This is a genomic window from Sinorhizobium sp. Y406, from assembly GCF_058732025.1.
In genome coordinates, this window is sequence record NZ_CM178975.1 from 158,564 (window position 1) to 183,585 (window position 25,022).

General features: G+C 61.4%; 15 protein-coding genes and 2 pseudogenes. 11 read left to right on the top strand and 6 right to left on the bottom strand.

Annotated elements, in window-relative coordinates:
* Window positions 1-149 precede the first annotated feature (149 nt).
* The 4 genes from AC4P1R_RS17740 (at window position 150) to AC4P1R_RS17755 (ending at window position 6,008) form a co-directional block, all read left to right on the top strand.
* Window positions 150-1,589: a hypothetical protein gene (locus tag AC4P1R_RS17740; RefSeq protein WP_492178370.1), complete on the top strand. Its 1,440-nt coding sequence runs from the start codon at window positions 150-152 to the stop codon at window positions 1,587-1,589.
* A 250-nt stretch (window positions 1,590-1,839) separates the two neighbouring features.
* On the top strand, window positions 1,840-2,988 hold the full coding sequence (locus tag AC4P1R_RS17745) for a glycosyltransferase family 4 protein (RefSeq protein WP_069460239.1): 1,149 nt from the start codon (window positions 1,840-1,842) through the stop codon (window positions 2,986-2,988).
* Between the two features lie 119 nt (window positions 2,989-3,107).
* A complete protein-coding gene (locus AC4P1R_RS17750; RefSeq protein ID WP_273360623.1) occupies window positions 3,108-4,550 on the top strand; it encodes an exopolysaccharide biosynthesis polyprenyl glycosylphosphotransferase in 1,443 nt (480 codons plus the stop codon).
* A 78-nt stretch (window positions 4,551-4,628) separates the two neighbouring features.
* Window positions 4,629-6,008: a polysaccharide biosynthesis/export family protein gene (locus AC4P1R_RS17755; protein ID WP_273360624.1), complete on the top strand. Its 1,380-nt coding sequence runs from the start codon at window positions 4,629-4,631 to the stop codon at window positions 6,006-6,008.
* An 18-nt stretch (window positions 6,009-6,026) separates the two neighbouring features.
* Here the strand turns inward: AC4P1R_RS17755 and AC4P1R_RS17760 are convergent, their stop codons facing one another.
* Complete coding sequence (locus AC4P1R_RS17760) at window positions 6,027-6,260, bottom strand: hypothetical protein (RefSeq protein WP_131820493.1); 234 nt, start codon at window positions 6,258-6,260, stop codon at window positions 6,027-6,029.
* An 890-nt stretch (window positions 6,261-7,150) separates the two neighbouring features.
* Between AC4P1R_RS17760 and AC4P1R_RS17765 the strand changes: the two genes are divergently transcribed.
* From AC4P1R_RS17765 to AC4P1R_RS17795, 7 genes and pseudogenes are all read left to right on the top strand, one after another.
* Window positions 7,151-8,866: a type I secretion system permease/ATPase gene (locus tag AC4P1R_RS17765; protein ID WP_273362018.1), complete on the top strand. Its 1,716-nt coding sequence runs from the start codon at window positions 7,151-7,153 to the stop codon at window positions 8,864-8,866.
* A 26-nt stretch (window positions 8,867-8,892) separates the two neighbouring features.
* Entirely contained in the window at window positions 8,893-10,212 is a 1,320-nt protein-coding gene (locus AC4P1R_RS17770) for an HlyD family type I secretion periplasmic adaptor subunit (protein WP_069460131.1), read from the top strand.
* A 79-nt stretch (window positions 10,213-10,291) separates the two neighbouring features.
* The gene (locus AC4P1R_RS17775) at window positions 10,292-11,170 is read left to right on the top strand and encodes a sulfotransferase family protein (protein WP_069460132.1); all 879 of its coding nucleotides are present in this window, start codon (window positions 10,292-10,294) and stop codon (window positions 11,168-11,170) included.
* A gap of 101 nt (window positions 11,171-11,271) precedes the next feature.
* The gene (locus tag AC4P1R_RS17780; protein ID WP_083265407.1) at window positions 11,272-12,771 is read left to right on the top strand and encodes a lipopolysaccharide biosynthesis protein; all 1,500 of its coding nucleotides are present in this window, start codon (window positions 11,272-11,274) and stop codon (window positions 12,769-12,771) included.
* Between the two features lie 285 nt (window positions 12,772-13,056).
* The gene (locus tag AC4P1R_RS17785; RefSeq protein ID WP_273362014.1) at window positions 13,057-15,699 is read left to right on the top strand and encodes an Ig-like domain-containing protein; all 2,643 of its coding nucleotides are present in this window, start codon (window positions 13,057-13,059) and stop codon (window positions 15,697-15,699) included.
* A gap of 150 nt (window positions 15,700-15,849) precedes the next feature.
* Window positions 15,850-16,377, top strand: a pseudogene (locus AC4P1R_RS17790) (Ig-like domain-containing protein); the annotation flags it as partial.
* 2,817 nt (window positions 16,378-19,194) lie between these two features.
* Window positions 19,195-20,343 (top strand): annotated as a pseudogene (locus AC4P1R_RS17795) (metallophosphoesterase family protein); the annotation flags it as partial.
* Between the two features lie 206 nt (window positions 20,344-20,549).
* Here AC4P1R_RS17795 and AC4P1R_RS17800 read toward each other — a convergent pair.
* The 5 genes from AC4P1R_RS17800 to AC4P1R_RS17820 all read right to left on the bottom strand — a co-directional run bounded on the left by AC4P1R_RS17800 (window position 20,550) and on the right by AC4P1R_RS17820 (window position 24,957).
* The gene (locus AC4P1R_RS17800) at window positions 20,550-20,822 is read right to left on the bottom strand and encodes a hypothetical protein (protein ID WP_273362010.1); all 273 of its coding nucleotides are present in this window, start codon (window positions 20,820-20,822) and stop codon (window positions 20,550-20,552) included.
* A 90-nt stretch (window positions 20,823-20,912) separates the two neighbouring features.
* Window positions 20,913-21,914 carry a nucleotidyltransferase family protein gene (locus tag AC4P1R_RS17805; RefSeq protein ID WP_069460136.1) on the bottom strand — a complete coding sequence of 334 codons (1,002 nt, stop codon included), beginning with the start codon at window positions 21,912-21,914 and terminating at the stop codon, window positions 20,913-20,915.
* Window positions 21,911-23,071 carry an aldolase gene (locus tag AC4P1R_RS17810; protein ID WP_069460137.1) on the bottom strand — a complete coding sequence of 387 codons (1,161 nt, stop codon included), beginning with the start codon at window positions 23,069-23,071 and terminating at the stop codon, window positions 21,911-21,913. The genes AC4P1R_RS17805 and AC4P1R_RS17810 overlap by 4 nt, the downstream gene beginning before the upstream one ends.
* A 67-nt stretch (window positions 23,072-23,138) precedes the next feature.
* Window positions 23,139-24,395 (bottom strand): cation:proton antiporter, encoded by a 1,257-nt coding sequence (locus AC4P1R_RS17815; RefSeq protein WP_492178371.1) that lies wholly within the window; start codon window positions 24,393-24,395, stop codon window positions 23,139-23,141.
* 61 nt (window positions 24,396-24,456) lie between these two features.
* A complete protein-coding gene (locus AC4P1R_RS17820) occupies window positions 24,457-24,957 on the bottom strand; it encodes an adenylyl-sulfate kinase (protein ID WP_492178372.1) in 501 nt (166 codons plus the stop codon).
* Between the last annotated feature and the right edge of the window lie 65 nt (window positions 24,958-25,022).

Genomic DNA, 25,022 nt, shown 5'->3' on the forward strand with positions numbered 1-25,022 from the left:
GACGGGTTCCGACCAAGGTGGCGCCTGCCAAGCTTGATGTGAAGAACATGGACGCATCCAGTTCAGACCCAACTGCTTTGCCGACAGGCAATCCGACTTCTGCTTTGCCAGTCGCCACTGTTTTGTTTCGAGCGTTGGATGACGCAGGGGTGAGATATGGCCTTGTCCAGGACCTTTCGAGCTTGCCCGAGGCGCTTGCCGGCCGCGACGACCTCGACGTGCTCCTGGACAAGCAGGATTACTCGGTGTTCTGTTCGATCATGGCCGAACTGGATGGCCGGCGCGGCGTAAGCCTCTCCTGCTACGACAATGTCTGCGCGGGTAGAGAGGATTGGTTCGTTCCCGACTTTTCGCGAGGTGCTTATCTTCATCTCGACCTTCACGTCGGAATTCGTATCGGTTGGGAGTTTCGCAAGCGCTACCTGGCTTTTGATTACGCGACGATCGAGCGGTGGGAGCCGGCTTCGATCGCGGGGGTCTCCATTCCGGTCGTCTCTCCAGAGGACGAAATCCGAATAGCGATCGCCCGGTTCGCCTTTCGGTTATGGACGCCACCCTGGAAACAGTGGGTGGCCATCCGCGGAGGGTGCAAGGGTCAAGTGTCCCGCCTGTCCCCGGCCCCGGGCGAGCCTGGGACCTACGTCATCGAATATGATCGCGGCCGCAGCAGAAGCGTAAGCTGCAGAATTCGGCCGAGCGAGGACGGCATACTCGTGCATTGCGGAGATTTCGCAAGGCTCAGGCGCTCGCTCCGACGCAGATGCGGATTCTCGGGTGTCAGCGGCGTGGCGGATGCCGCGGTCCATGCTGTCCGCAAGGTCTCCTATCTTGCCCTGAGGCTCGTCGGCCGCGTCATGCCCGGGGCCGTTGCGCCAAAGCGACGTCCATGGGCCGGTGGCCTTGTGGTCGCGCTCGTTGCCCCGGACGGGCTGGGAAAGAGCACTCAAGTGGTCCTGCTCACCCGGCTATTCCGATGGAAGTTCGGCTGCGAGCGATGCTATGTCGGCACCGGTGAAGGTAGAGGATGGTGGCTACGCAAGGCGCTGCAGCGCATGGCGTTTCACCGCGGGCGCGAACTCAAGGCGATGATCCAGATTGAGGGGCAGGCGCCATTTCAACGAAACCGAGCAACGGGGAAACTGCTATCGGCGGGGCTGGCCCTCTGGGGTGTGTTGATCGCGATCGAACGGTACGCCGTTGTGAAGCGCGCGCACCGATGGGCAGCACGGGGCGTGATCGTTATCAGTGACCGGTGGCCGCAGAACCTCCGGCAGGGATATCTGGACGGGCCGGCGATACCGTCGAACCTCTCCTTCGCGCCGGGTGTGGCCTTGCTAGCGCGCTTCGAAGGCCAACTCTACGAAAGGATGGATGCATTGAGACCCCACCTGACGCTGCATCTCGTGTGCGATTACTCGGTCTCCGAAAGACGAAAGCCCGGAGAGATCAGTGAAAAGGGGTTCGATGCGCGGCTGGCTCTGATGGCCGAACTGAGGGGTCTAAACAAGGACATCAGGACCATCGACGCCAGCGCCAGCGCCGAGACGGTCAAGCGGGAACTCTTCAAGGAGATCTGGCAGTTCCTTTAGAAGGTCGCGGTCGATGCTTGGCGCCAACGACGCCCTTGGGAGATGCTGGGCCTGCCCCCATCCGCTCGTCGACTGATCTGAACAACAACCCGGCAATGCCGGACCACGGCACATCCTTGAAATCCAATTTATTCCTTCATCGGCCTATCAGCGATCGACTAGCGCACCGGCCCGAAAACCCAATCTTCGGGGGACGCGCGGCGCTGTAGGCGTTGACTTCAGGCGTACAGTTTAGGGGAGATTTATGCAGATGAAGATCGTTCATGTCCTGACCCGGCTGCTTCGCGGTGGTTCTGAGGAGAACACGCTGGCGTGTTGCAATGCGCAGGTAAGGCGCGGCCACGAGGTGTTGCTGGTCCATGGCAATGAATATGATGCCGCCCTGCAGGCTGCAGTTGCTAAGACACTGCAGGTGGTTCCTCTCGAGATGCTCGTTCATCCGCTCTCGCCGTCCCACGATATCGCGGCCATGGGGCAACTCAGCCGGCTTTTCGCCGAATGGCATCCCGACATCGTGCACACCCATCAAAGCAAGGCCGGCATCGTTGGTCGCCTTGCGGCGAAACGGGCACACGTCCCTGGCATCGTACATGGCGTTCATATCCTGCCTTTTATGCATGTCGGCAATGCGCAAAAGCTAACATTCCTGGCGGCCGAACGCGTAGCAGCCAAATGCACGCGCGCTTTCATCGATGTTAGCCAGTCGATGCGTGACATTTGCATTGCTCACCATATCGGCAGTCCCGATCAGCACCACGTCGTGCACTCCGGCTTCGACCTCTTGCGTTTCTCGCAGGCGCACCGGCCGGACGAGGCGGCGCGGCTTCTGGGGATCATGCCCGGCGCATCGAAGCCGCCGGTGGTGCTGATGCTTGCGGCACTGGAGCAGAGGAAGCGCCACGTCGAGTTCATCGATGCCTTTGCGCAGGTCATAGAGCGCGTTCCGGATGCCCGGCTGATTCTGGCCGGCGAAGGCCCCGCACGACCCGATGTGGAGGCGGCGATCCAGCGATCCCCGGCCGCAAGCAGCATCCACCTGCTCGGTTTCCATTCCGAGCCCGAGCGACTGATCAACTTGGCCGATGTCTGCGTGCTGACGTCAATGCGCGAAGGGTTGCCGCGCGTGGTGATGCAATACCTGGCGGGCGGGCGGCCCTGCGTGGTCTCCCAGTTGCCCGGGCTCGACGAGGTCGTGAAGCACGGCGTGAACGGCATCGTCACTCCGGCCGCCGACGTCCGCGCCGCCGTGACGGCGGTTGCCGATCTTCTCGAGAATAACCCATACCGAGCGCGGCTTTCCGAGGGTGCCAGGCGCACCGATCTTTCGTCCTGGGGGCTGGACACGATGTGTGACAGGGTCGAGACGGTCTATCAATCCGTGCTTGGCACGCTGCACTAAGCGAGACTTGGCTCCCCAAGCAGAGAACGCAATGGGACGGGCAGCCGCCGAATCCGTCACTTGGCGACCGCCACCTCGAAGCGGATTGCCCTCCGTTCTGCTCCATGAACGGCGATGAAATGATCCAGACAACTCCCGGCCCTTGGAGGTGTATCTTGACAAACACTCAAGCATCGATTGGGTCCTTGCCTCCCGTGCGGACCACAAGCCAGTTCCGGGCGGAACGGTTCAGCGATCGCAATGTCTTTCTCTTTCTCGTCTGTTCATTGGTTCTGATAGGCGACCTGTGCATGATCATTAGCGCAGTGATCGTGACCGAGTTCTACGCGAGCAGCCTCGAAGGCAGCCCCCGCCTTGCCTATGTGGTCCTGCCTGCCTATCTGCTTGCCGCCTGGAGGCTAGGGGTTTATCGCCGCACAGTGCTGCGGACAGTCCCGGCTTCTATTGGAAGCGCGCTTTTGTCCCTTGCAGCGGCGCTTGGTCTGTCGCTTCTCGCCTCATATGCGTTTCACGCTGCGGACAGCGTTTGGCGCGGCGAGACGCTTTTCTTCCTGGGCCTCGCGGCAGTTGGCCTCGTCTCGCTGCGCTCGGGCGTTGCAGCAGGGCTGCACCACAGGGACGAGGAAACCGCGCCAAGGGTTGTCTTGCTCGGAGATGACAGCGTCCGTTCGAACTGCGACCGCAGCGTCACCGCCACGATCGACGTGCGGGCGTGCAACTGGCGGCCTTTGGAGAGCGACCCGAATTTCCTCAACGACCTGTCGCGGTCTTTCGCTGGGGCAGATCGGGTCGTACTCTCATTCCGCGCCCTCGACGAGCGTCGCGGGTGGGCGCGTCTCTTGGCGCAAATCGGGATCGAAACTGAATTGCTCGAACCCGATCTTGCGGATCTGAAACCCCTGGCTCTTCGGTATTTGGACTCGACACCGACTCTGGTGGTCTCCACCGTACCGTTGACGGTGGGCAAGCGCGCGCTCAAACGTGGTTTTGATCTCAGCCTCGTGCTGCTTGCGGCGCCCGTGGTCGTGCCGCTCGTCGGTGTCCTGGCGGTACTCATCCGACTCGATTCATCCGGACCGGTGTTCTTTGTGCAGAGGCGCATCGGCACCAACAACCGCTATTTCAACTGCATCAAATTCAGGACGATGCGCACCGATTTGACCGACGCTGCCGGCAATCGGCTGACCGCGCGTAACGACCCGCGCGTAACGCGACTTGGACATTTCCTGCGTCACACGAGCCTCGATGAACTGCCGCAGCTCTGGAATGTCGCCAAGGGCGAAATGAGTCTCGTTGGGCCGCGGCCGCACGCGCTCGGGGCCACGGCCGAAGGCGCGCTTTATTGGGAGGCCGTGCCAGCCTATTGGCAGCGACACACGGTGACGCCCGGCCTGACGGGACTTGCCCAGGTCCGGGGATTTCGCGGCCCCACGGAAAGACGGTGCGACATCGAGAACCGGGTTGCCTCCGACTTGGAATATATCCGCACCTGGTCGCTGTGGCTCGACGTCAAGATTATCTTCAAGACCTTCAGCGTCCTCATTCATAGCAATGCGTTTTGACGTTTCCCCGTCCGCCTGGAAGCGCGCTTCATCGGGCATTGCGCAACGGGACAGCATCACCTCGGGAGAATAAGCGACATGAACTTGCGTGTTGATCGATCGTTTCTGGCTTCACTTTTTGCAAAGAAGGACCAGAGCCGAATCCGTTGGCCCGACCCTGGCGGCGGGCTCGATCTCCTGCAACAGGGATTTCGTGCTGCCGTCTTCGTCCTTGCTCTGCTCGCTGCCGGTTCTTCCCGCGCGGACGGCTACGAGCTCGACACCGGTGACATCGTTCGGGTTTCGGTCTTGGGCGAGGCCGCCTATCCGATGGAGGTCGTGGTCGATGACCGAGGCTCGATATCACTTCCGCTCCTCGGGGACATCCGGGCGCGCGGTCTGACGACACTTAGCCTCTCCCAGGAGATCCAACGCTCGTTCCAGGAACGGCAACTGATCCTCGATCCCTTTGTGAAAGTGGAGATTGGCCAATATCGTCCCTTCTTCATATCCGGTGCTGTCGCGCGCCCCGGCTCCTATGCGTATCAACCGGGAATTACGGTTCGTCACGCGCTGGCGATTGCCGGCGGCTTCCGCCCGACCACTGCGGGCGAGACCGTGCCGGCCCTGACGATAGCTGATCTGCGTAGCGAGCGCGCAAATCTGACGATTGAAGAATATCGCCTGAAAGTACGCTTGGCCCGTCTTCATGCCGAGGGCCGGCTAAAGGAGGCCCTGCTTGCCCCTCCGGACCCACCCATCGAACTTGGCGAGGGCTTGATCGCAGACATTGTCGCAACCGAACAGGCGCAATTGCGGGCGCGTCTTATTGCCTTCCACAGCGATGTTTCGCATCTTGAAGCCTCCATAAAACGGATGAAAAAGCAGGCGGAGATGGTCGCTACTGCGAAGGATGAGCGCGAGGCCGCGATGAAGAGTCAGCTCGACGAACTGGAGTCCGTCAAGACCCTGCGCCAAAAGGGTCTCATGACGAATTCGAACGTCATGGCGCTCGAAAGGGCCCATAACAACTACCGCGTCGACCTTGCCCAGGCGGAACTTCAGGAAACCCGCGCCCAGCAGGATATCCTCAACCTGGAGAGCGAACTGCGGAAAAAGCGACAGGATCGTGAATTCCAGGTGATCTCGGATATCCAGGATACGCAGGTGTCCTTGGCAAAGCTGCGAAGCCAACTGAAATACGTAACGGACAAGCTTCTGTTCGTGTTTGAATATGGTGAGCACAGGAGCTTTGAAGAACTCCATGACTCGGTGAAGATCTCAATATTCCGGCGCAATTACCAGGGAGCGCGCGACCTTGTCGCCGATGAGAATACGGAAGTGAGGGCGGGGGACGCCATCGAGGTCTCCGTTGTCGCCAACAAGGGGTTCTACGTACCGGGCGCAGCCCAATCCGGTCGGGCGGGGAGCGCCGATGGTGCAGCGAGGCAAGCGCATGGGCGCCTCACCGGCCACTGAAAAGGCGCAGCTTGCAGATCACTCGGCTTCGGTGCGCGCCTTAAGGAGGCCGGTCAATGAACCGGACTGGATTGTCGCAATCGCCATCAGAGTGAGGCAGATCAACAAAAATGGGCTGGCAATGCCCATCTGCCCCACGAGATAAATGGGGGCGCCAAAGAGGACGAGGACGGAAGACAAGAAAAGCCATGCGAGGTGCCCGAAGCACCCTCCGAGGTAACCGATCGTCAACAGCACTGCAAGTTCAACCACCTGGCAATCCTTCATTTGGCCGAGCGTGGCTCTTGCCTGATTCGCATCCTATACCACTATTGCAGCACTTTAGCTCAAAAGAATGAAAATTCTGCAACAGTCCCTCGGCATTTGAACCGATCTGGGGTGCCTCCCCCTTCGGCACGCCGATCTGAATCGATTTCAGAATCATGATGTCTGCGCAAGGCAGGGGAGATAAGAAAGTGCGGCGGATCCTGTTCGCCCAGCTCGGCACGAGTCTGGGCTTTATCATGTTGCTTTTTGGATTTGCCTGGTTTGTCCAGTTGCGTTTCCTTGATCTCCTCGGCCCGCTCAAGGCGCTCCTGGGGTCCTGGGGAACCTTTCTACCGGATCGACCCGGTGTCAGCGGTCCCGAGAGTGCGAAGCTCGGTATAACTGATCTCACTCCGGCGGCTACGGTGATGGTCCTCGGAACCGCGCTTGTCGTTTTGACGAGCCACCTACGCGCGGTGCCGCGCCTTGCAAGGCCGATTGGCAAAGAGCTGTTGCGGCCGAAAGGTCGCCGCAGAAACACGCGCCGCAGCCGTTATCGCCGCGGCCTCACCAAATGGCAGATTGTTGGGGTGGTCCTGGTCCTCATCGCTCTCGCGCAGGCCGGATTGGTGGCTCGTCTTGTGCCTGAACCGCTCGGCGATGCAAGCGGTGGGGCGCTTACCGCCCTGACCGGGTACTTGCCTGGTGTCGCGTCGTTTCAAGACGTGCTGGGCGCGGCGGACGGGTTCCCGCTCTGGCTGATGGCGGGAAGCCTCGGCCTGTTGCTGCTGCTTGCTCCGGAACGGCAGAGGCGGACAGGTGTTTCGCAGCATCCACCGACGACGACGCTTCCCGTTTTCCTTGCCGGACGCGGCAAGCCGGCGCCGGGCTCGGAGTTGGCGAGTGCCCTTGGCTCCTGCAAGGGAGCGCTTGCAAGCGTTGCGCTCTTCAGTGGCGTAAGCAACATCCTCATGCTGAACGGTGCGGTCTTCATGCTGCAGGTCTATGATCGCGTGCTGCCCAGCCGCAGCGTTCCAACGCTGGTCGGCCTGGCAATGCTGGCCGGGATTCTCTTTCTTGGGCAGGCCATCATCGACATCGTGCGCGGACGCGTCATGACCCGGATCGGCACCGAACTCGACGCGTTGGTATCAGGACGGGTGTTCTCCGCGATATGCAGGCTGCCCCTGCTGGTGGGGCATCAGGGTGATGGGTTGCAGCCGCAGCGCGATCTCGACAGCGTCCGTACATTTCTTTCCGGCCCCGGGCCCAACGCGCTTTTCGAGCTGCCCTGGCTCCCCTTCTACCTGGCGGTGATCTGGAGTTTCCATCCGATCCTCGGGATAACAGCCATATGCGGGGCTGCCATATTGGTTCTCCTCACGGCTGTGACCGAATTCCTCACACGCAACCCCGCGGGCGCGGCGGTTTCGACGGGCGTCCGGCGCAATATTTTGGCCGATGCGAGCCGCCGCAATGCGGAGGTCGTCGCAGCGATGGGCATGGGAAGGCGCCTGCACGATCAATGGCAGGACGCAAGTCGCCAGTGCCTCGCCCAGCAGCAGCGCGTCAGTGACGTCACCGGAGGCCTGGGAAGCGTCTCGCGGGCGCTGCGACTGATGCTCCAGTCGGCGATGCTCGGCGTGGGCGCCTGGCTGGTGATCCACGGAGAGGCGACCGCGGGCATTATCATAGCCGGGTCGATCCTTGTCGGTCGGGCGCTTGCCCCCGTCGACCTTGCCATCGCCCATTGGCGCAATTTTGTGGGTGCCCGCCAGAGCTGGCGCAGGCTCAGCCAGTTGCTCGCCCGCCTACCCCCGGATGCGCAGCCGATGGCGCTTCCGGCGCCAAAATCGAAACTGACCGTAGATCGGGTCATGATCGGTGCGCCGGGCACGCAGCGGGTCGTTGTCCAAGGCATCGAGCTCAATCTGGATGCCGGGTCCGGGCTCGGCATCATCGGACCAAGCGGTTCCGGGAAATCGAGCCTCGTTCGCGCGCTTGTCGGCGCATGGCGGCCGTTAGGGGGCTGGGTAAAGCTGGATGGAGCGGCGCTCGATCAGTGGCCGCCGGAGCAGCTTGGCCGCCATCTCGGCTATCTGCCGCAGGATGTCGAACTTTTTGCGGGATCGGTGGCGGACAATATCGCCCGCTTCGATCCAAATGCCGACCCCGGTGCCGTCGTGGCCGCCGCCCGTGCGGCGGGCGTTCATGATCTGGTCGTCAGCCTGCCCAATGGTTACGAGACCCAGATCGGGGAGGGCGGCGCCGCTCTTTCGGCGGGACAGCGTCAGCGCGTGGCGCTCGCGCGCGCACTCTACGGCAACCCGTTCCTTGTCGTTCTCGACGAACCGAATTCCAACCTCGACGTCGAAGGTGAAATCGCGCTCGCTGAGGCGATCCGGGGGATCAAGGTGCGCGCCGGCATCGTCGTCATCGTCGCGCACAGACCGACTATCCTCTCCGAGGTGGACTTCGTGCTGGCGATGAAGGAGGGGCAGATGCACATGTTGGGGCCGCGTGAGCGGGTCCTGGCAAAGCTCTACCCGTTGCAGCCAGCCAATAGCGCCAATGTGAAGCCCGTTGCCATCTCGCCGAATCGGCCGAATTGACAGCGTTCAAGGAGAGATAGCCGCACATGGCAGACATCGGGACTAGAGAAGCGCAAGGCAACCGGCGGTCCATTCAACGTAATCTGATGGGAGGAGTGACGGTCATCGCCTTGCTCGTCGGCGTTGTTGGCGGCTGGGCCGCAACCGTGGACATTTCTGGCGCGGTTATCGCGCATGGCGCGGTCGTCGTCGAGAGCAACGAGAAGAAGGTGCAGCATTCGACCGGGGGCATTGTCGGCAAGATCTTCGTGCGTGACGGAAGTCAAGTCAGCACCGGCGATCTGCTCGTTCAGCTTAGCGACGTCGTTCCCCGTGCCAATCTCGCTTTCGTGACGAAGAGCCTGGACGAGCTCTACGCCCGCAAATCCCGTCTCGAGGCCGAGCGAGACGGAGCCGAGCAGATGACGCTTGCTCCGTTGCTCGAGAACCGGATGGTCGCCCCCGAGGTGGCGACGCTGGTTGCCAGTGAAAAGCGCCTGTTCGAGCTGCGCAGCGTCGCGCGAGCCGGAAACAAGGCGCGCCTTCACGAGCGCATGGAGCAGCTCCGCAAGCAGATCGAAGGCCATTCGGCACAGGAGAGGGCAAAGGCCAGGGAGATCGAGCTGATCAACAACGAACTCGAGGGCATTCGCAGCCTCGTCAAACAGAAACTGGTGCCGATCTCCAAGCTGACCGCCTATGAGCGCGAAGCGACGCGGATCGAAGGTGAACGAGCGCAGCTTATCTCGAACATTGCGCAGGCCAAGGGCGCGATCGCCGAAGTGCAACTCCAAGTGTTGCAGCTGGACAAGGAATTTTCAAGCGAAACGGGGCGCGAGCTGCGCGAGGTCGACGCCAAGATCGCCGAGTTCGAGGAACGCGAGGTCACGGCAGAGGACCAGCTGGCGCGCATTAATATTCGCGCGCCCGCAAGCGGTACCATTCATCAATCAACCGTGCACACCGTCGGTGGGGTGATCGGTGCCGGCGAATCGATCATGCTGGTCGTGCCTCACTCGGACGCGTTGACGGTCGAGGCTAAGGTCGCCGCTCAGGACATCGACCAGTTGCTGGTCGGCCAGGAAGCGCTGCTTCGGTTCACCGCTTTCAATTTGCGCAGCACGCCGGAATTGACCGGGACGGTATCGATGGTCGCAGCCGACATTACCCGCGATCAGCGCACTGGCGAGAGCTACTACGTGGTGCGTATCAGCCCCCATCCCGAAGGCCTGAAAGGGCTCGGCCAGATGACGCTCGTTCCCGGAATGCCGGTCGAGGTGTTCATCCGGGCCGGTGAGCGCAAGGTGATCTCGTATCTGATGAAGCCTCTGACGGATCAAATGATGCGGGCTTTTCGCGACCAGTAGATACGAGGCGCGGCGGGGTCGCCGGTCAATTCCGGCCGTATCCCGATCCGTAACAAGATTTAAATGGGGGATTTCGCACATGATTGTAACGAAGCTCAGACCTCCGATTTTTCTGATCGGCAATTATCGGTCCGGAACGACAATCACGCAGAAGCTGATCGGCCTGCATCCGGACGTGGTGACCTGGTACGAGCCGAGAACGTTATGGCTCTACGCCGATCCGGGGCGGCACCATGATGAATTCGGTGCAAGCGACGCCACGGAAAAGGTGATCCGCTATATTCGCGGCCGTTTCCTTGAGTTCCAACTGCGGAACGGAAATCGCCAGATCATGGAAAACACGCCGTCAAACGTTCTGCGCGTCGCCTATGTCCATGAGATCTTTCCGGAGGCCACGTATCTTTACATCACGAGGAATCCGTTCTCGTGCATTAATTCCATGGAATTGAAGTGGCAGAGAACAAAAACCCTGAAAGGTCTGCGGAGAACCCTGGCCGCGACGCCGCTAACGCAACTGCATTATTATGTTGGCGGCTTTTTCAAGCAGATGTTCGTGAAGAAGATCCTGCGCAAGAAATACACGCCGATCTACGGTCCGCGCTATCACGGGATCGATCGGGATCTGAAGGAGCACGGCAAACTGAGGGTGATTGCGCGTCAATGGGCGCGCTGCAATCGAAAGGCAAGGGAGGATCTCGCGAAACTCGGGGAGGGACGGGTGCTGACGATCCGCTATGAGGATCTGATCCAGGATACCGAAACTACATTGCGACGCATCTATGGTCACTGCGGACTGGCCTGCACCGACGATATCGTCCGCGCTGCCAAGGAAATGGTCGATCCCGGCCGGCAGGAAAAATGGCTGCGCCTCGAGCCGGAAAGCTTGCGGACAATCCTGCCAGAGATCGAGCAGGAAATGAGCATTTACGGTTACGATCTCCCCCCAGCCCTTCGGTGAATCGCGAAGAGGGGGAATTGCTTTCAACAAGCGGATCGCGGCCCGACCATCCTGGACCCGACAGCGGTCAGCCTGGGGCGGCCAATCAGGGAGATCAAAGCGTGAGCGACGTCCGACAGGGTTTGGCGAAACGAAGTGTGGTGGGCATGTTCTGGACGGCATTGTCCATGGGAGCGCTCGCTGTGGCGGAGCTCGTCGCGCTCCTGGTTCTGGCACGGCTGCTGTCGCCCAATGAATTCGGTCTTTACGCCGCGGCGCTGGTCGTCATCAAGTTCTCAGCGATCTTCGAGGGTTTGGGTGTCGCCCCAGCGATCGTGCAGCGACCTGAACTCGAGGAGCGCCATTTGCGGGTCGGATTCACCTTATCGCTGATCCTCAGCATTTTCGTTGCCGGTCTCGTCTGGACCACCGCGCCCGCCATCGCAGATGTGCTGCGACTTCCTGAGCTGGCTCCGGTGGTCCGCATCTGCTGTATCATCTTCTTATGCCAAGGCGTCGCAATGGTGGCACAGGCCTGTGCCCAGCGGGCGCTGCGCTTCCGCTGGCTGGCGGCGGTCGACGCTTGCGCCTTTGCGATCGGCTTCGTCATAGTCGGCCCCGTGCTTGCCGTCCTCGGCTTCGGAATTTGGGCGCTCGTCGGCGCGCTCGTCACCCAGCACTTCGTACGCATGCTCGCCATTCTTGTCGGCCAGTCGCACCCGAAACGGCTGATGCTGGAACGTCGCGCGATCGGTGAACTGCTCTATTTCGGCGGCGGTTTTACGCTCGCGCGTATCTTCAATTACCTCGCAAGCCAAGTCGACAGGCTTGTCGTTGGCCGCTGGCTCGGGGCCGAAGCGCTCGGCGTTTACTCACTCGCCTCCCAACTGATGACGACACCCGCGGTTATCGTCGGTCAGATTCTCGACCGCGTCCTCTTCCCGACGATGGCCCTCGTCCAGCAGGAGCAGACACGGCTCGCCCGGGCCTATCGAAGCTCCGTTGCGGCCTGTGCGCTGCTTGTTCTGCCGGCGAGCGTGGTCGTGGCGATCGTGGCGCCCGAGATCGTGCTTGTCCTGCTCGGCGCGGGATGGCAGGGGGTGGTCGCTCCCCTCCAGATTCTGGCCTGCGGGATGCTGTTCCGCACCAGCTACAAGCTCAGCGACTCCGTGTCGCGGGCGACCGGCGTCGTCTATGCCCGAGCTTGGCGCCAGGCGATATTCGTGACCGCCGTCGCACTCGGCGCCGTGATTGGGCAATCGTGGGGGGTGACAGGCGTGGCGTTCGGCGTCGTCGCGGCCGTCGCAACAAACTTCATGCTGATGGCGCAACTCAGCTTGCGGGTCACGGGCCTTTCCTGGTTCGAGTTCGCCGCTGCACATTTCCCGGGAATTGCCCTGGCGGGCGTGGTCGGATCCGGTGTCTGGGTTACGGCGGATCTGCTGCGCCAGGCTCAGGTGACGCCGCTAACCATCCTGCTCGAGGTGGCCTTGCTGTCCTGCGCCGCGGGTTTAGTGCTGTGCTCGGTCCTGCCGGCGCTGTTCCTAGGTCGGGATGGGCGGTCAGCATTGCGTTTGGTCGCCGGCATGGCGCCATGGCTGCAGCGCAGCCGCCCCGGATGACTGGAAGGAGCTGTCGATCCGCCGCCGACGCGCATGGGCGCGATGACGCGGTGATCCGCCAGAACTGAACTGCGAGCCATTGTCATGCGGCCGTCGTCGCAACTCCGACGGCCGCCTGACAATGGCTCGCGGATTTATTCCACGAGAGAGTTTTCATCCTTTCCGCCGCTGCAGGGGGGGCGCCTCTGCTGCAGATACGCCGAAGAGCGCGATCGCGCCCCACGTTGCCTTAGTCGCAACCCACTACACTCAAACCGGAAACAACCAGCGCAAAGGAGATGTGCCATGGCTGGTACGAAACCCGCGATTACTGCCTTTAGCGTCGATTCCGGCGTCCAAGGCGACCGCCTGACCAATGACAGGACTCTCACGCTGATCGGAATTGCCGAGCCGAATCTGACGCTGCGCATCCTGGTCGATGGCATCCTGCTGGGAACGGTGATGGCCGGCGAAGACGGTAACTGGAGCTTCACGACGCTCGAGCTTTCCGACGGCGGCTACAGCTTCACTGCCGAAACGGGAGAAGACGGCGAGCGGCAGAGCTCCGATCCCTTGGAGATTTCGATCGACAGCGACACCCCCGCCCCGGAATTCACTTCGATTGAGCCGGCCGACAATAGCTTACAGCTCTCCGGGACTGCCGAAGCGGGAGCGAGTGTCGATATCTATCGAGACGGCACGTTGATCGGAACGGCGACGGCGACCTCCTCCGGTTTGTGGGGATACCTCGACACCGGCTATGGCGGCGGAAGCACTTCCTACAGCGCCCGGGCCACCGACGCTGCCGGCAATACGGCGGAGACTGCGGACGCCGTAACCTATTCACCGAACGAGGAGCCTGTGCTGGCTTCGGATCAGTCGGCGGATGGAGCCGAACCGGCTCAGATGGCGACCAGCGTAACCGCCAGCAGCCCCACCCCAACGACATTCGAGGCAAGAATAGCCGCTGCCGGAGACGACATCGAGCAGCGAGAGTCGGGCGGGATTTCCAGTAATGTCTCGGATCTTGAGCTGGGCTACGATGGTTCTACGCCCCACATCGTGGGGCTACGCTTCACCAGCATTGACATTCCTCCGGGCGCCATAATCACCAGTGCCTACATCCAGTTCACGACCGATGAGGTGAGCAGCGGTCTGGCAGCGCTTCGGATCGAGGGGGAGGACACGGACAACGCAGGCGACTTCACGACCATCAAGTTCAATGTGTCGTCACGCATTAGGACGGACGCGTCGGTATCCTGGGACGTGGACGCCTGGACGACGCGTGGCGAGGCTGGCGCTGCGCAGCGCACCCCAGACCTCGCCGCCATCATCCAGGAGATCGTCGACCGTGACGGGTGGGCGGCGCTGAACGATATCGTGCTTCTGATCACCGGTACCGGTACACGAACGGCGAAGTCCTTCGAGGGTAGCGCTGCGGCGGCGCCGCTCCTCCATATCCAATATTATGTACCTCCAGCGAGTGATCCCGTCGCCTTCAACAACCCGGCCGACGCGGATTCCGCGACCAACCAGATCGCCGAACTGGCCCCCGAAGGCACGAAGGTCGGCATAACCGCCTCGGCGAGGGACCCCGATGCCGGAGATGCGGTCACATACAGTATTGATGATGCGCGCTTTGTAATCGATGCCACCACCGGCGTCATCACCCGTTCGGGCATTGGCATCGTCGATTTCGAAACCGAAACGTCGATCACACTTGCGGTTACGGCGACCTCGTCCGACCGGAGCACCGCGACCCAGACCTATACCCTCAATGTTCTCAACAGCCCGGAGCCGGTCACGTTCAACACGCCGGCGGACGCCGACCCTGATAACAACAGCGTCTCTCAGGATGCGGCCGCAGGTTCGAAGATCGGGATCACCGCTTCGGCGACAGACCCCGACGCGGGTTCGGCGATCACCTACAGCGTTAACGATTCCCGCTTTGCCATCGACGCCAACGGCGTCATCACCCGATCCGCGACGGGCACGCTCAACGCCCAATCGGAACCGTCGATCACATTGACGGTAACTGCGAGGTCCAGCGATCAAAGTGTCGCGAACTACAGTTTCGATGTGAACGTCACGGCTGGTGCGAGCAATCAACCTCCGACATCGCTGACCCTGGTCAAGACAACGCTGACCTCGCAATGGTCGCCGGCAAGCCCAGATCCCTCCGGAATCGCCTATATCTCTCATCTGGGCAGGCTGTTTGTTTCCGATGGTGAGGTCAACGAGATGTCGATCTTTACCGGCAAGAACGCCTTCGAGATGACCCTCGGGGGCCAGCTCGTGGGCTCGTTCTCCACCACGAGCTTCTCGGACGAGCCGACCGGCGTTGCCTACAATCCCTTCAATCGCCACCTCTTTTTTACCGATGATACCGGCACCAGAAGCGTATATGAGCTCAACCCCGGCTCGGACGGGCTCTACAACACGTCCGATGATGTCGTGACCTCATTCAAGACATCCGCATTCGGGAGCAAGGATCCCGAAGGGATAACATACGATACCAAGCGCGGGGTCCTGTATATCGCGGACGGCGTGGGCGACACCATCTACACGGTAAATCCCGGCGCGAACGGCAGGTTCGACGGCGTATCCTCGGTCGGTGGCGATGACATCGTGTCGAGTTTCTCCGTTGCGTCGCTCGGAATCAACGACCCTGAAGGCGTGGAGTACGATCCTGCCCACGACCTGCTTTACGTCATCGCGTCGCGGACCAAGGTGGCAATGGTAACGCCGACGGGAGAATTGCTGGGTACACTGGATATATCCGCGGCCGGTGCCCGCAGTCCGGCCGGGCTGGCCCTCGCGCCGAGCAGTGGCGATGCGAATAAAATGAGCCTCTACATCGTCGATCGTGGCGTCGACAACGACTCGAACCCGAACGAGAACGACGGAAAAGTCTACGAATTCCTGATCGACAACTGGCTGCTGGCTTGAGCGGGAAAAGACCCGTGATGGTCCGCGTCATCCAAAATCGCACACGTGCGCGATCAGGCATGCTTCCGGGTGACCGGAGGCTTGCGGAAGACACCGGCACCTTCCCGATTCTACCCCGTCCGGGACTAGCGCAAGCAAAGGAGATTCGACATGGCTAGATCGGTTCGATTTCCTGGCATCAAACCCGCAATCACCGAGTTCAGCGTCGATTCCGGCATTAAGGGCGATCGGTTGACCAACGACCCGACGGTCACATTGAACGGCACAGCCGACCCAAGTGTGATCGTGCGCATCTATGCCGATGGGCTTCTTGTGGGTACGACGAGGTCCGACGAGACCGGCGGTTGGAGTTTCACGACTCCCGATCTTGTCGACGATACCTACGGCTTCACGGCCGAAACCGGCAAGGGCAGGGACCGGCAGATCTCCTATTCCTTCGTCGCTTCCATCGACAGCTTCATTGCGACGCCGGAGATTGCCTCGGCCACGCCGGATGAGACTGGGCTGCTGCTGACAGGTACCGCCGAGGCGGGAGCGAGTGTCGACATCTACCGCAATTTCACCTTGCTCGGTACGGTGGCTGCGGCAGCCTCGGGTCTGTGGGAATTCCTTGACGCGAGCTATGCAGGCGAGAGCGTCAGCTATAGCGCCAGCGCGACGGACGCAGCCGGCAATACTGCCGGCACGACGGCTGACCTCATCTACCCGCCGCCTCTAAACGCAGCACCGGTCTTGACCAGCCCTGTCTCGGTATCGGTCATCGAGAACCAAATTGCTGTGCTCGACCCCCGGGCGAACGACGACGCCGATGCCGATGGGGCAGGGCTTTCCTACGCCATTACGAGCGGCCCTGATTCTGCGCTGTTCTCGATCGATGACGCCTCAGGCGCGCTCGCCTTCGTGTCGCCGCCGGACTTCGAAAATCCGGGCGATGTCGATCGGGACAGTATCCACCACGTGCAGGTCACGGTAACTGACTCGGGCAGTCAGACGGATAGCCGGAATATATCAGTGACCGTGACCGATGCGGAAGAAGATGCGCCGCAGGAAATGGAGCAGGCGCGTTTGGCAACCGGCACCGACGAGACAGCGACCTTCTCTGCCATGGCGGGCGAGAGCATTGCTACCGAAAGCAGTGCCACCCCGACCATCTTCGAGGCAAGGGTCGCGGCCAGCATCGACGACGTGGAGGAAAATGCCAAGGGCACAGTTACCCTCAACAGCAGCGATCTCGAACTGGCGGTCGATGGCACGAAGATCCAGACCGTCGGGATCCGCTTTACCGGCATCGACATCCCGCCAGGCGCGATCATCACTGGTGCCTATATTCAGTTCACGACCGACCAGGTGAGCACCGGCGCGGTATCGCTGTCGATCCGCGGCGAGGATGCGGATGACGCGACCGCCTTCACGACCGCGAAGTTCAGCGTATCGTCACGCCTCACCACCGACGCAGCCGTCTCTTGGTCGCCGGGGGATTGGACCGTCCGTGGCGAGGCCGGTTTCGAGCAACGGACGCCGGATCTCAGCGCGATCGTACAAGAGATCGTCGATCGCTTCGGTTGGGCAACGCTCAACGGCATGGTCTTTCTGATCACAGGCAGCGGCACGCGCAACGCCCGGGCCTATGACAGCAGGCCCGAATCGGCGCCGCTCCTCCATATCGAATTCTACGTTCCGTCAACCGGCGATCCGGTCGTGTTCAACAGCCCGGCGGATAGCGATCCTACCGCCAATCAGATCGCCGAACTTGCCGCGGCCGGCGCCCCGATCGGCATTACTGCTTCCGCAAGCGATCCCGACGCCGGCGATATAGTCAGGTACAGCGTCGATGATCCCCGCTTTGCCATCGATCCGAACGGCGTCGTCACCCGGTCGGGCTTCGGCATGCTCGACTTTGAGACCGAGACGTCAATCACGCTGACGGTGACGGCCACCTCGTCCGACAGAAGCACCGCCACCCGGACCTACACCGTCAACGTTCTCGACAGCCCCGAGCCTGTCGCGTTCAACACGCCGCCCGACGCCGACCTCGAGTCAAATCGCCTTGTGGATAATGCTGCCGTCGGAACCCGGGTCGGGATCACAGCCTCGGCCAGAGATCCCGATGCCGGATCGATCGTCACTTACAGCGTCAACGACAACCGCTTTGCAATCGATGCCAATGGCGTCATCACCCGCTCGAGCATCGGCACGCTCAACGCGCAATCCCAGCCGTCGATTAACCTGGTTGTCACGGCGACCTCGTCCGACGGAAGCACGGCCACCGAAAGCTTCAGCGTCTCCGTTGTAAGCAACGTCACGTCGACGATCCTGGAGAGGAGAGTCATGACAAGCGCCGACGATGTGGAGGAGGGACCCACGGGCTCAATGTCGATTGCCAGCAGCGATCTCGAACTGGCGGTCGATGGCAGCAGCAATCAGACGGTTGGCATACGGTTCACGGGGCTTGACATCCCAAAGGGCGCAATCATCACCAAGGCCTATATCCAGTTCACCGTTGACACCGTTACGACCGGGACCGTATCGCTGATGATCCGTGGCGAGGATGCGGATGATGCGGCGGCTTTCACTACCGCCAAGTTCAACGCGTCGTCACGCTTGATGACCGACGCGGCTGTAGCCTGGCAGCCTCCGGATTGGACCACTCGCGGTGAGGCCGGCCTTGCCCAGCGCACGCCTGACCTGGCCGCGGTCGTGCAAGAGATCGTCGACCGTTTCGGCTGGGCGGCGCTCAACGACATGGTGTTCCTGATTACCGGCACAGGAACCCGCAACGCCCGGGCCTACGATAGCCGGCCCGAAGCGGCGCCGCTGCTTCACCTAGAGTATTACGTACCGCCGGCGAGCGATCCGGTCGCCTTCAACGACCCCGACGATATCGACGCCACCGCCAACCAGATCGCCGAATTGGCCACCGAAGGCATGAAGGTGGGGATCACCGCCTCTGCCAGTGATCCCGATGCCGGCGACACGGTGACCTACAGCGTCAACGACTCGCGGTTCGCCATCAACTCCAGTGGGGAAATCACGCGTTCGGCTATTGGCTCGCTTGATTTCGAAACCGAAGCGCTGATCACGCTAACGGTGACGGCGACCTCGTCAGACCGAAGCACGGCAACCCGGACGTTTACGCTGAACCTGCTCGACAGTCCGGAACCGGTCGCCTTCAATACGCCGGCCGACTCCGATGCAACCGCCAACCGGATTCTCCAAAGCGCTTCCGCAGGCACCAGGGTTGGAATTACGGCCTCAGCTAAGGATCCGGACGCCGGCGCGACGGTCACCTACAGCATCAGCGACTCGCGCTTCGTCATTGATGCCCAGACGGGCGTCATCACCCGTTCCGGCACAGGAACGCTCAATGCGCAGCTTGAGCCGTCGATCGCCCTCGCGGTAACGGCGACCTCGTCAGACGGAAGCAGTGCGACCCAGGCCTACACGGTCGACGTCGTTTCGCAGCTAGGACCGCAAACGCTGTACCGTTTCGCCATCTTCGGCGACTATGGCGATACCGACTTGTCCGGTGAAAAAGCGGTTGCGGCGCTCGTAAAAAGCTGGAACGTGAACTTCATTCTAACGGTCGGCGACAATGTCTATGCGCCGCAGACACTCGATAACGCCGTTGGTCAGCAATTCCACGAGTTCATCAGCAATTACCGCGGTGCATTCGGTAGCGGCAGTGCCTTCAACCGCTTCTTCCCGACACTCGGCAATCACGAATATAACGACGGAAATGTTGCCGCATATCTCGACTATTTCACCCTGCCCGACAATGAGCGCTACTACGACTTTCAGATCGGGCCGGTCCATTTCTTCGCTCTTAACAGCGACAGTGATGAGCCGGATGGCCGGAGTTCCACGTCGACCCAGGGCCAATGGATGAAGTCCATCCTCGATTCGTCGAATGCGAGCTTAAACGTCGCCTTCTTCCATCATACGCCCTACAATCCAAGCGGCAGCACGTCCACCATGCGCTGGCCATTCGAGCCCTGGGGCGTCAACGCGGTGTTCGCCGGCCACCAGCACAACTATTATCGCGAGAACCGAGACGACAATGGCGACGGCGTTCAACTCCCCTATACGACCACGGGTCTCGGGGGTGCCGGGCGCGACGTTCCAGATGTTGGCGCAAGTCTCGTGACGGTCACGGACGCCGGGATGCTGATCGAATTCTATCGCGTGAGTAACTTCAACGGCACGACAGCAACCAGCGTTCTCACGGACTCCTATTTTGTCCCGACACCTGCGGGACGTGTGCCGACGATCGTCGATGGCGGGTACGTGCTGAACGGCACCAGCGGTGCCGATTATCTATGGGGGCTCGGCGGCAATGCCACCCTGATCGGCGGGCGTGGAAGTGATACGCTCGTCGGTGGTAACAATCAGAACCTGTTCGCATTCCACACGGGCGACGGACAGGACACAATTTTGAATTTCCGCCCAGGCGCCGCAAGCGGCGACGTGTTGGATTTGAGGGCCTACGGGATCCAGAACGCAAGCGCGTTCCGCCAGATTGCCACGGACCAGGGCTCGAATGTCCTGGCGAATCTGGCCACCGGTGATCAGCTCCTGCTGCTCGGCGTGCACCTCAGCCAGTTCCATGACGACAACTTCCTGCGCAACGATCTCCTGCTGTCGTGAAAGTGACTTGAAATAAAATAAAAAAGCCGGCGTTCCCGCCGACTTTGATGCGCGCTACAGTTGCCATTGCGCGAGCGGGATGCGCTCACATGCGTTCGCGCATCGCTCTGTTTGGTTTTGAACATATCAGAGGCTCCTTTACGCCGCGCTTCATGCCGGATAAAGGTGCCTCTTCCATCTTTTTAAGTTGCCACGGCTGCGGAAGTCTAGCCCTTCCACGAGTTCTTCTTGAGGCCCAGGAGCTTCTGAAGTCCGGGAGGACCGTAGTGGTAATGATTCTTGTCCCCCCAGCCGTAGCCGGGGCGTGAGCCATTGGACTTGGCAATGGCGCGCGAACTCAGGCTTGTGCCAAGCAGAAGGGTGATCGCTGGTGGTGTAACCACGGCAAACCGCCCGGCCTTCTTGAGAAAATCTCTCCTTGCCTGCGCTTCCGTTTCCAGTTCCTCTGGGACCTTCTCTGAGCCGTTTTCATGTTCCATCGCCGTGGCTCCTTTGGAAGTACTTATAGATCAAATTGAACGTAGCATTTCAGCATGTGTAGCGGCAATCAATGTCTTGGGTGCTGCTCCTTAGATCTTCGAGCGTAGACCCCTGTTCGAAAGGATTAGGCCTATACGGCGTGCGAGATCGACCGGGTTGCGGCGCGCCAATTCTTGGGCACGCGAAAGCCGCCTCAAGCCCCATATCACGTTGCCGGCAAGGCGCAGCGGCGCGCCGACGACTGGGTGCCTGACGGTAAACACGCGTCTCCAGTGCTGCAGGCGCGCCGTCAGGCACCCGGCGCTCTCGACGGGTATTTTCGTGCCGAAGAAGTGGTGCATGGACAGCAGTTGCGTGTCGAGCGCATTGCGAGTGCTCTTGTCCAGCATCGCCTTGCGCAGCTCCGCCCAGTCGAGATGCTCACTGTCGGACAATCGGGCCAGGTCGTACAGGTGCCGGAGATCCATTCGCCCCCGCCAGTAGTCTCCCTCCTTGATGAGGTCATGCATGATCCAGTGCATGGCGCGGGCCTGAGGAAGAGGAATCGTCACCAGAAGGCCATTCCGCTCTGTAGGCTGCTGGCGCAGGAAGCCGTCCGGCCGGTACGGCCGGAGCTCCAAGATACCGGCATCCTGCGGACGTGACATGCCGCGATCGTCCGGCACCTGACGGTAGCCGCGCTCTTCGAGGCAGGCTCTGGCGGGGGCCTCTTCGTCGGCTTCCACGGCGATATCGAGATCACTCGTCATCCTGTTGGGCAGCCGCTCGACCGGGGAAAGAAAAATCGGTATGGCTCCCTTGAGCAGAATTGGAACGATACCTGCACCATTCAGAGCGGCAACGGCTTCGCTCAACTGCTCCCTTAGCCTCAGGTTGCGGTGCCGGTTCCGGTCGTGGATGAAAGCGAGATAGTCATGCACATCGCGTGGCAGCCGGTTGATCTGGCCCGACTGTGCGAGAGACGCGAACAAGGCGGGCGTGAGCAGCGTGTGGTTTGCAAGTGCGACCACCGCCTCCCACTCGGCCTCGTCGGCTACGCGGCCGTGAAGGCCGGTGACCAGGGAGTCAAGCGCCTTGCCGGCGCGCATCATCGGCACGCTCCCTCGATCAATTCGACGGCATCCTTCAGCCGGGAATAGGTGAGACGGCAGATCCGTGCCGATCCGATCACCTGCGTCAGTACATCAAAGGCGGAGCTGCTTAGCTCCCGGCCGGGCGCAAAGGCACCGTTGAGCAGACCGCGCAACGCACCGACCGGATCCACCGGGGCGAGATGGGAGCTGGAGGTGCTGTCCCTGTGGAGCAGAAGCACCCAATCGATGGGCCGGGGCGACAGCGACCCTAGCGAGAATTCCTTCGGCACGACGTAGCGCACCCGCTTTCGGTCCGGGCGTCTGAAGACCGGCTTCGTATAGAGGTTGGGATAGTGTTGGCCGAGAAGAGGCCATGCACCCGACTTGACGGCGGCGGCAAATGGAAGGCCGACACCTTGCCCATCCGCGTTCAAAAGCGTGACATCATCCGAAACGAAACCGAACCCCGCATGGGCCAAGGCCAAGGTCAACGTCGTCTTGCCGGCGCCCGGATCGCCGCAGAGCAGGACCAGGCGCTCGCTTCTGGAAAGTGCGGCGGCGTGGAGGGCCAGTTCATAGGTACCGTGCTTGAGCGCTTCGGCCAGCAATTCCCCTTTCAGCACGGTGGCAATCTCCTCGGGGACGCAGGTCCGAAGCCATTCACCGTCGCGAAACAAGTGGATCCGGTCCCCATGATCGACCAGCTCAAAAAGCGTGTTCGCCTTCTCCTGTTGTACCTCAAGGTGGCTGAAGACGGTGATCGCAGGGAAGGCATGGGCCGCCGGATAGACGATCCGGATGGCACGGCCCGCAACGGCAAGCGTTTGGCTCAACCGGTTGTCAGGGCAGGTGGAGATCGATGGGGCCGGAGGCCTAATCAAACCCAGGCGTTCCCATTCGTCGAGCGCGGCCCGGACGTGTTCCTTTGCACTGACCGGACCAAGACGGCCACGCAAGATCCTGCGCGGGATACTCTCCGGCGGTGCACCTTCCTGCAGCGCGAGCCAGATATCGGCGGCCGTCTCGCTTAACGCGAAGATGGCGCGCTGGGATGCGCTGAAAAGAATGTTCTGACCGTGGAGGCGCACAAGCTGCGCCTGGGTCACAAGACCGGGCTGCACGTGATCGGCCGGTACCGGTACGGCATTTCGTTCAATTGCCTCTTGCGGGATCATCCCATCCTCCCTGCCTTCCTGCGGGAACAGCGTCAAAGGTCGACTTGCGGTAACATGTGCGCTGCACTCACTCTGCCGGTAGCCGCGCCAAAGGCGCAAAAACCTTCGGATCGCGCACCAGCCGCCAGCGTAGCCACAACCCGGTCGCAAGCGAGGTCAGGATCGAGGCGAGCACCAGTGCGGTAAACATGCGGTCATCGATGATGCCGGCAGCGTGGGCGACGCTCGCCAGCACGATGCCCGGCCCGCCGCGGGTATTCATGGCAATGCCATAGTCGAGGGCCCGAAGCCAATCCGTCTCGGCGGTCCTCGCGGCGATCGTGCAGCTTGCAAGCTTTATTGCTGTGCTGGCGGCGATGAACAGCAGGGTGAGGGTGCCGTCAAACTGCTGCGCCAGGTCAAGTCGCTGCCCGACGAGGGCGAAATAGATCGGCACGAAGAACCAGATCGTGATATCGGCTATGTGCTGTTTGACGGGAGCCAGGTGGCGGGAGGGCAGTCGCGCCATTACAAGACCCGCGACGAGCGCGGCAAAAACAATGTTCACCTCCAGCAGGCTCGCGGCGGCGACGAAGATCAGACAAAGCAACATCGTATACCCGGTCAAAGACGCTTCGCTCGACTTCCCGACGACCCATCGACGGATCGCACGCACGCCCGCTGGTGCAAAGAAGAGCGAGACGAGCACGAAAGCGGCGGTAACGGCGATGACACGGGCAATACCTGCAGCATCGGTGGCGTCCCCGTGCTGCACCGCCGTGGCGACGGCAAGGATCGTCCAGAGGATGAGGTCCTGGATCGTCGCCGCGCCGATGATGTTGCGCGCGAACGGCGTGCTCATCAGACCGAGGTCGAGAAAGATGCGCGAGATGACCGGGATCGACGTGACCGCCACTGCGATGCCCATCACCAGCTGGAACGCGAAGGATTCGCCGAGTTGCGTGTCCGCAAACAGGGGTGCAGTCGCGTAACCGAGCGCGAACGGGATGATCAGCGCGCCGACTACGAGTGCCGATATGATGCGACGTGATCCTCCCGCCCCGTCCGCCTGCATGTTGAAGCCCGCAGTGAACATTAAGAGCACGAGGCCGAACCAATAGAAGGCGGACAGAAGCGGGCCCTGGGCGGGGAAGCCGGCAAACACCCATTGATGCGCGACTGGCGAAATGACTCCAAGAACCGACGGTCCAAGGACAATTCCACCGACGATCTCGCCGATCACGCGCGGTAGTTTCAGACGCTCGAATACGTGGCCGCCGCCGAGTGCGCCGACCAGCAGCAGGACCAGAGAGAGGAAGAAGCGGGCAAGCTCGGAATCGCTCATCATGCCACCAGAGGCGCTGAGGCGTGCAAATGCTGGGGACGACGCACTGGCGGCCCCCGGACTATGCGCGAACATACGAGGCGACGATACGCCCGGCGAGTTCCTCGAGGGAATGGGCTTCGGTATCCAGCACCAGGTCCGGATCGTCCGGTGGTTGGTAGGCGTCGTTGTAGCCGATGAGGGTATCGATCTCGCCGCGCATCGCCCGGCGGTAAAGTCCCTTCGGATCTCTTTGCGCGCACCCCTGGATTGAGCAGGAGACGTAGCCCAGCGTCAGGTTCTTTACGTTTTCACGCACGTGATCGCGCGCATCCTGACCGGCCGTCAGGGCGGCGACAACGACATTGAGGCCGGCATCTGCCGCCTTGTTGGCCAAATGCACTAGCACTGAAACCACACGCAGCCGGCTTCCCGTGCCGAAGCCCAGTCCCTCGCCAAAGAAATCGCGGACCTCGTCCCCGTCGAAGAGAATGGCTGGAATACCGTTCTTCCTGAGATCTGCAACGACGCGGGTCGCAAGCGTCGTCTTGCCGGCCGAGGTTGGCCCAAGCAGCCAAAGCACGCTTCCACCTTGCGGGTCAGAGTCTCCCCGCCGAACTTCAGGGTCCAGTGCCTGCATTCCTTTAG

Bases quoted from the DNA above. Each gene is read 5' to 3' on its own strand.
- AC4P1R_RS17745 (WP_069460239.1), top strand. From the start codon at position 1,840: ATGAAGATCGTTCATGTCCTGACCCGGCTGCTTCGCGGTGGTTCTGAG.
- AC4P1R_RS17750 (WP_273360623.1), top strand. From the start codon at position 3,108: ATGATCCAGACAACTCCCGGCCCTTGGAGGTGTATCTTGACAAACACT.
- AC4P1R_RS17755 (WP_273360624.1), top strand. From the start codon at position 4,629: ATGAACTTGCGTGTTGATCGATCGTTTCTGGCTTCACTTTTTGCAAAG.
- AC4P1R_RS17770 (WP_069460131.1), top strand. From the start codon at position 8,893: ATGGCAGACATCGGGACTAGAGAAGCGCAAGGCAACCGGCGGTCCATT.
- AC4P1R_RS17775 (WP_069460132.1), top strand. From the start codon at position 10,292: ATGATTGTAACGAAGCTCAGACCTCCGATTTTTCTGATCGGCAATTAT.
- AC4P1R_RS17785 (WP_273362014.1), top strand. From the start codon at position 13,057: ATGGCTGGTACGAAACCCGCGATTACTGCCTTTAGCGTCGATTCCGGC.
- AC4P1R_RS17800 (WP_273362010.1), bottom strand. From the start codon at position 20,822: ATGGAACATGAAAACGGCTCAGAGAAGGTCCCAGAGGAACTGGAAACG.
- AC4P1R_RS17805 (WP_069460136.1), bottom strand. From the start codon at position 21,914: ATGATGCGCGCCGGCAAGGCGCTTGACTCCCTGGTCACCGGCCTTCAC.
- AC4P1R_RS17810 (WP_069460137.1), bottom strand. From the start codon at position 23,071: ATGATCCCGCAAGAGGCAATTGAACGAAATGCCGTACCGGTACCGGCC.
- AC4P1R_RS17815 (WP_492178371.1), bottom strand. From the start codon at position 24,395: ATGAGCGATTCCGAGCTTGCCCGCTTCTTCCTCTCTCTGGTCCTGCTG.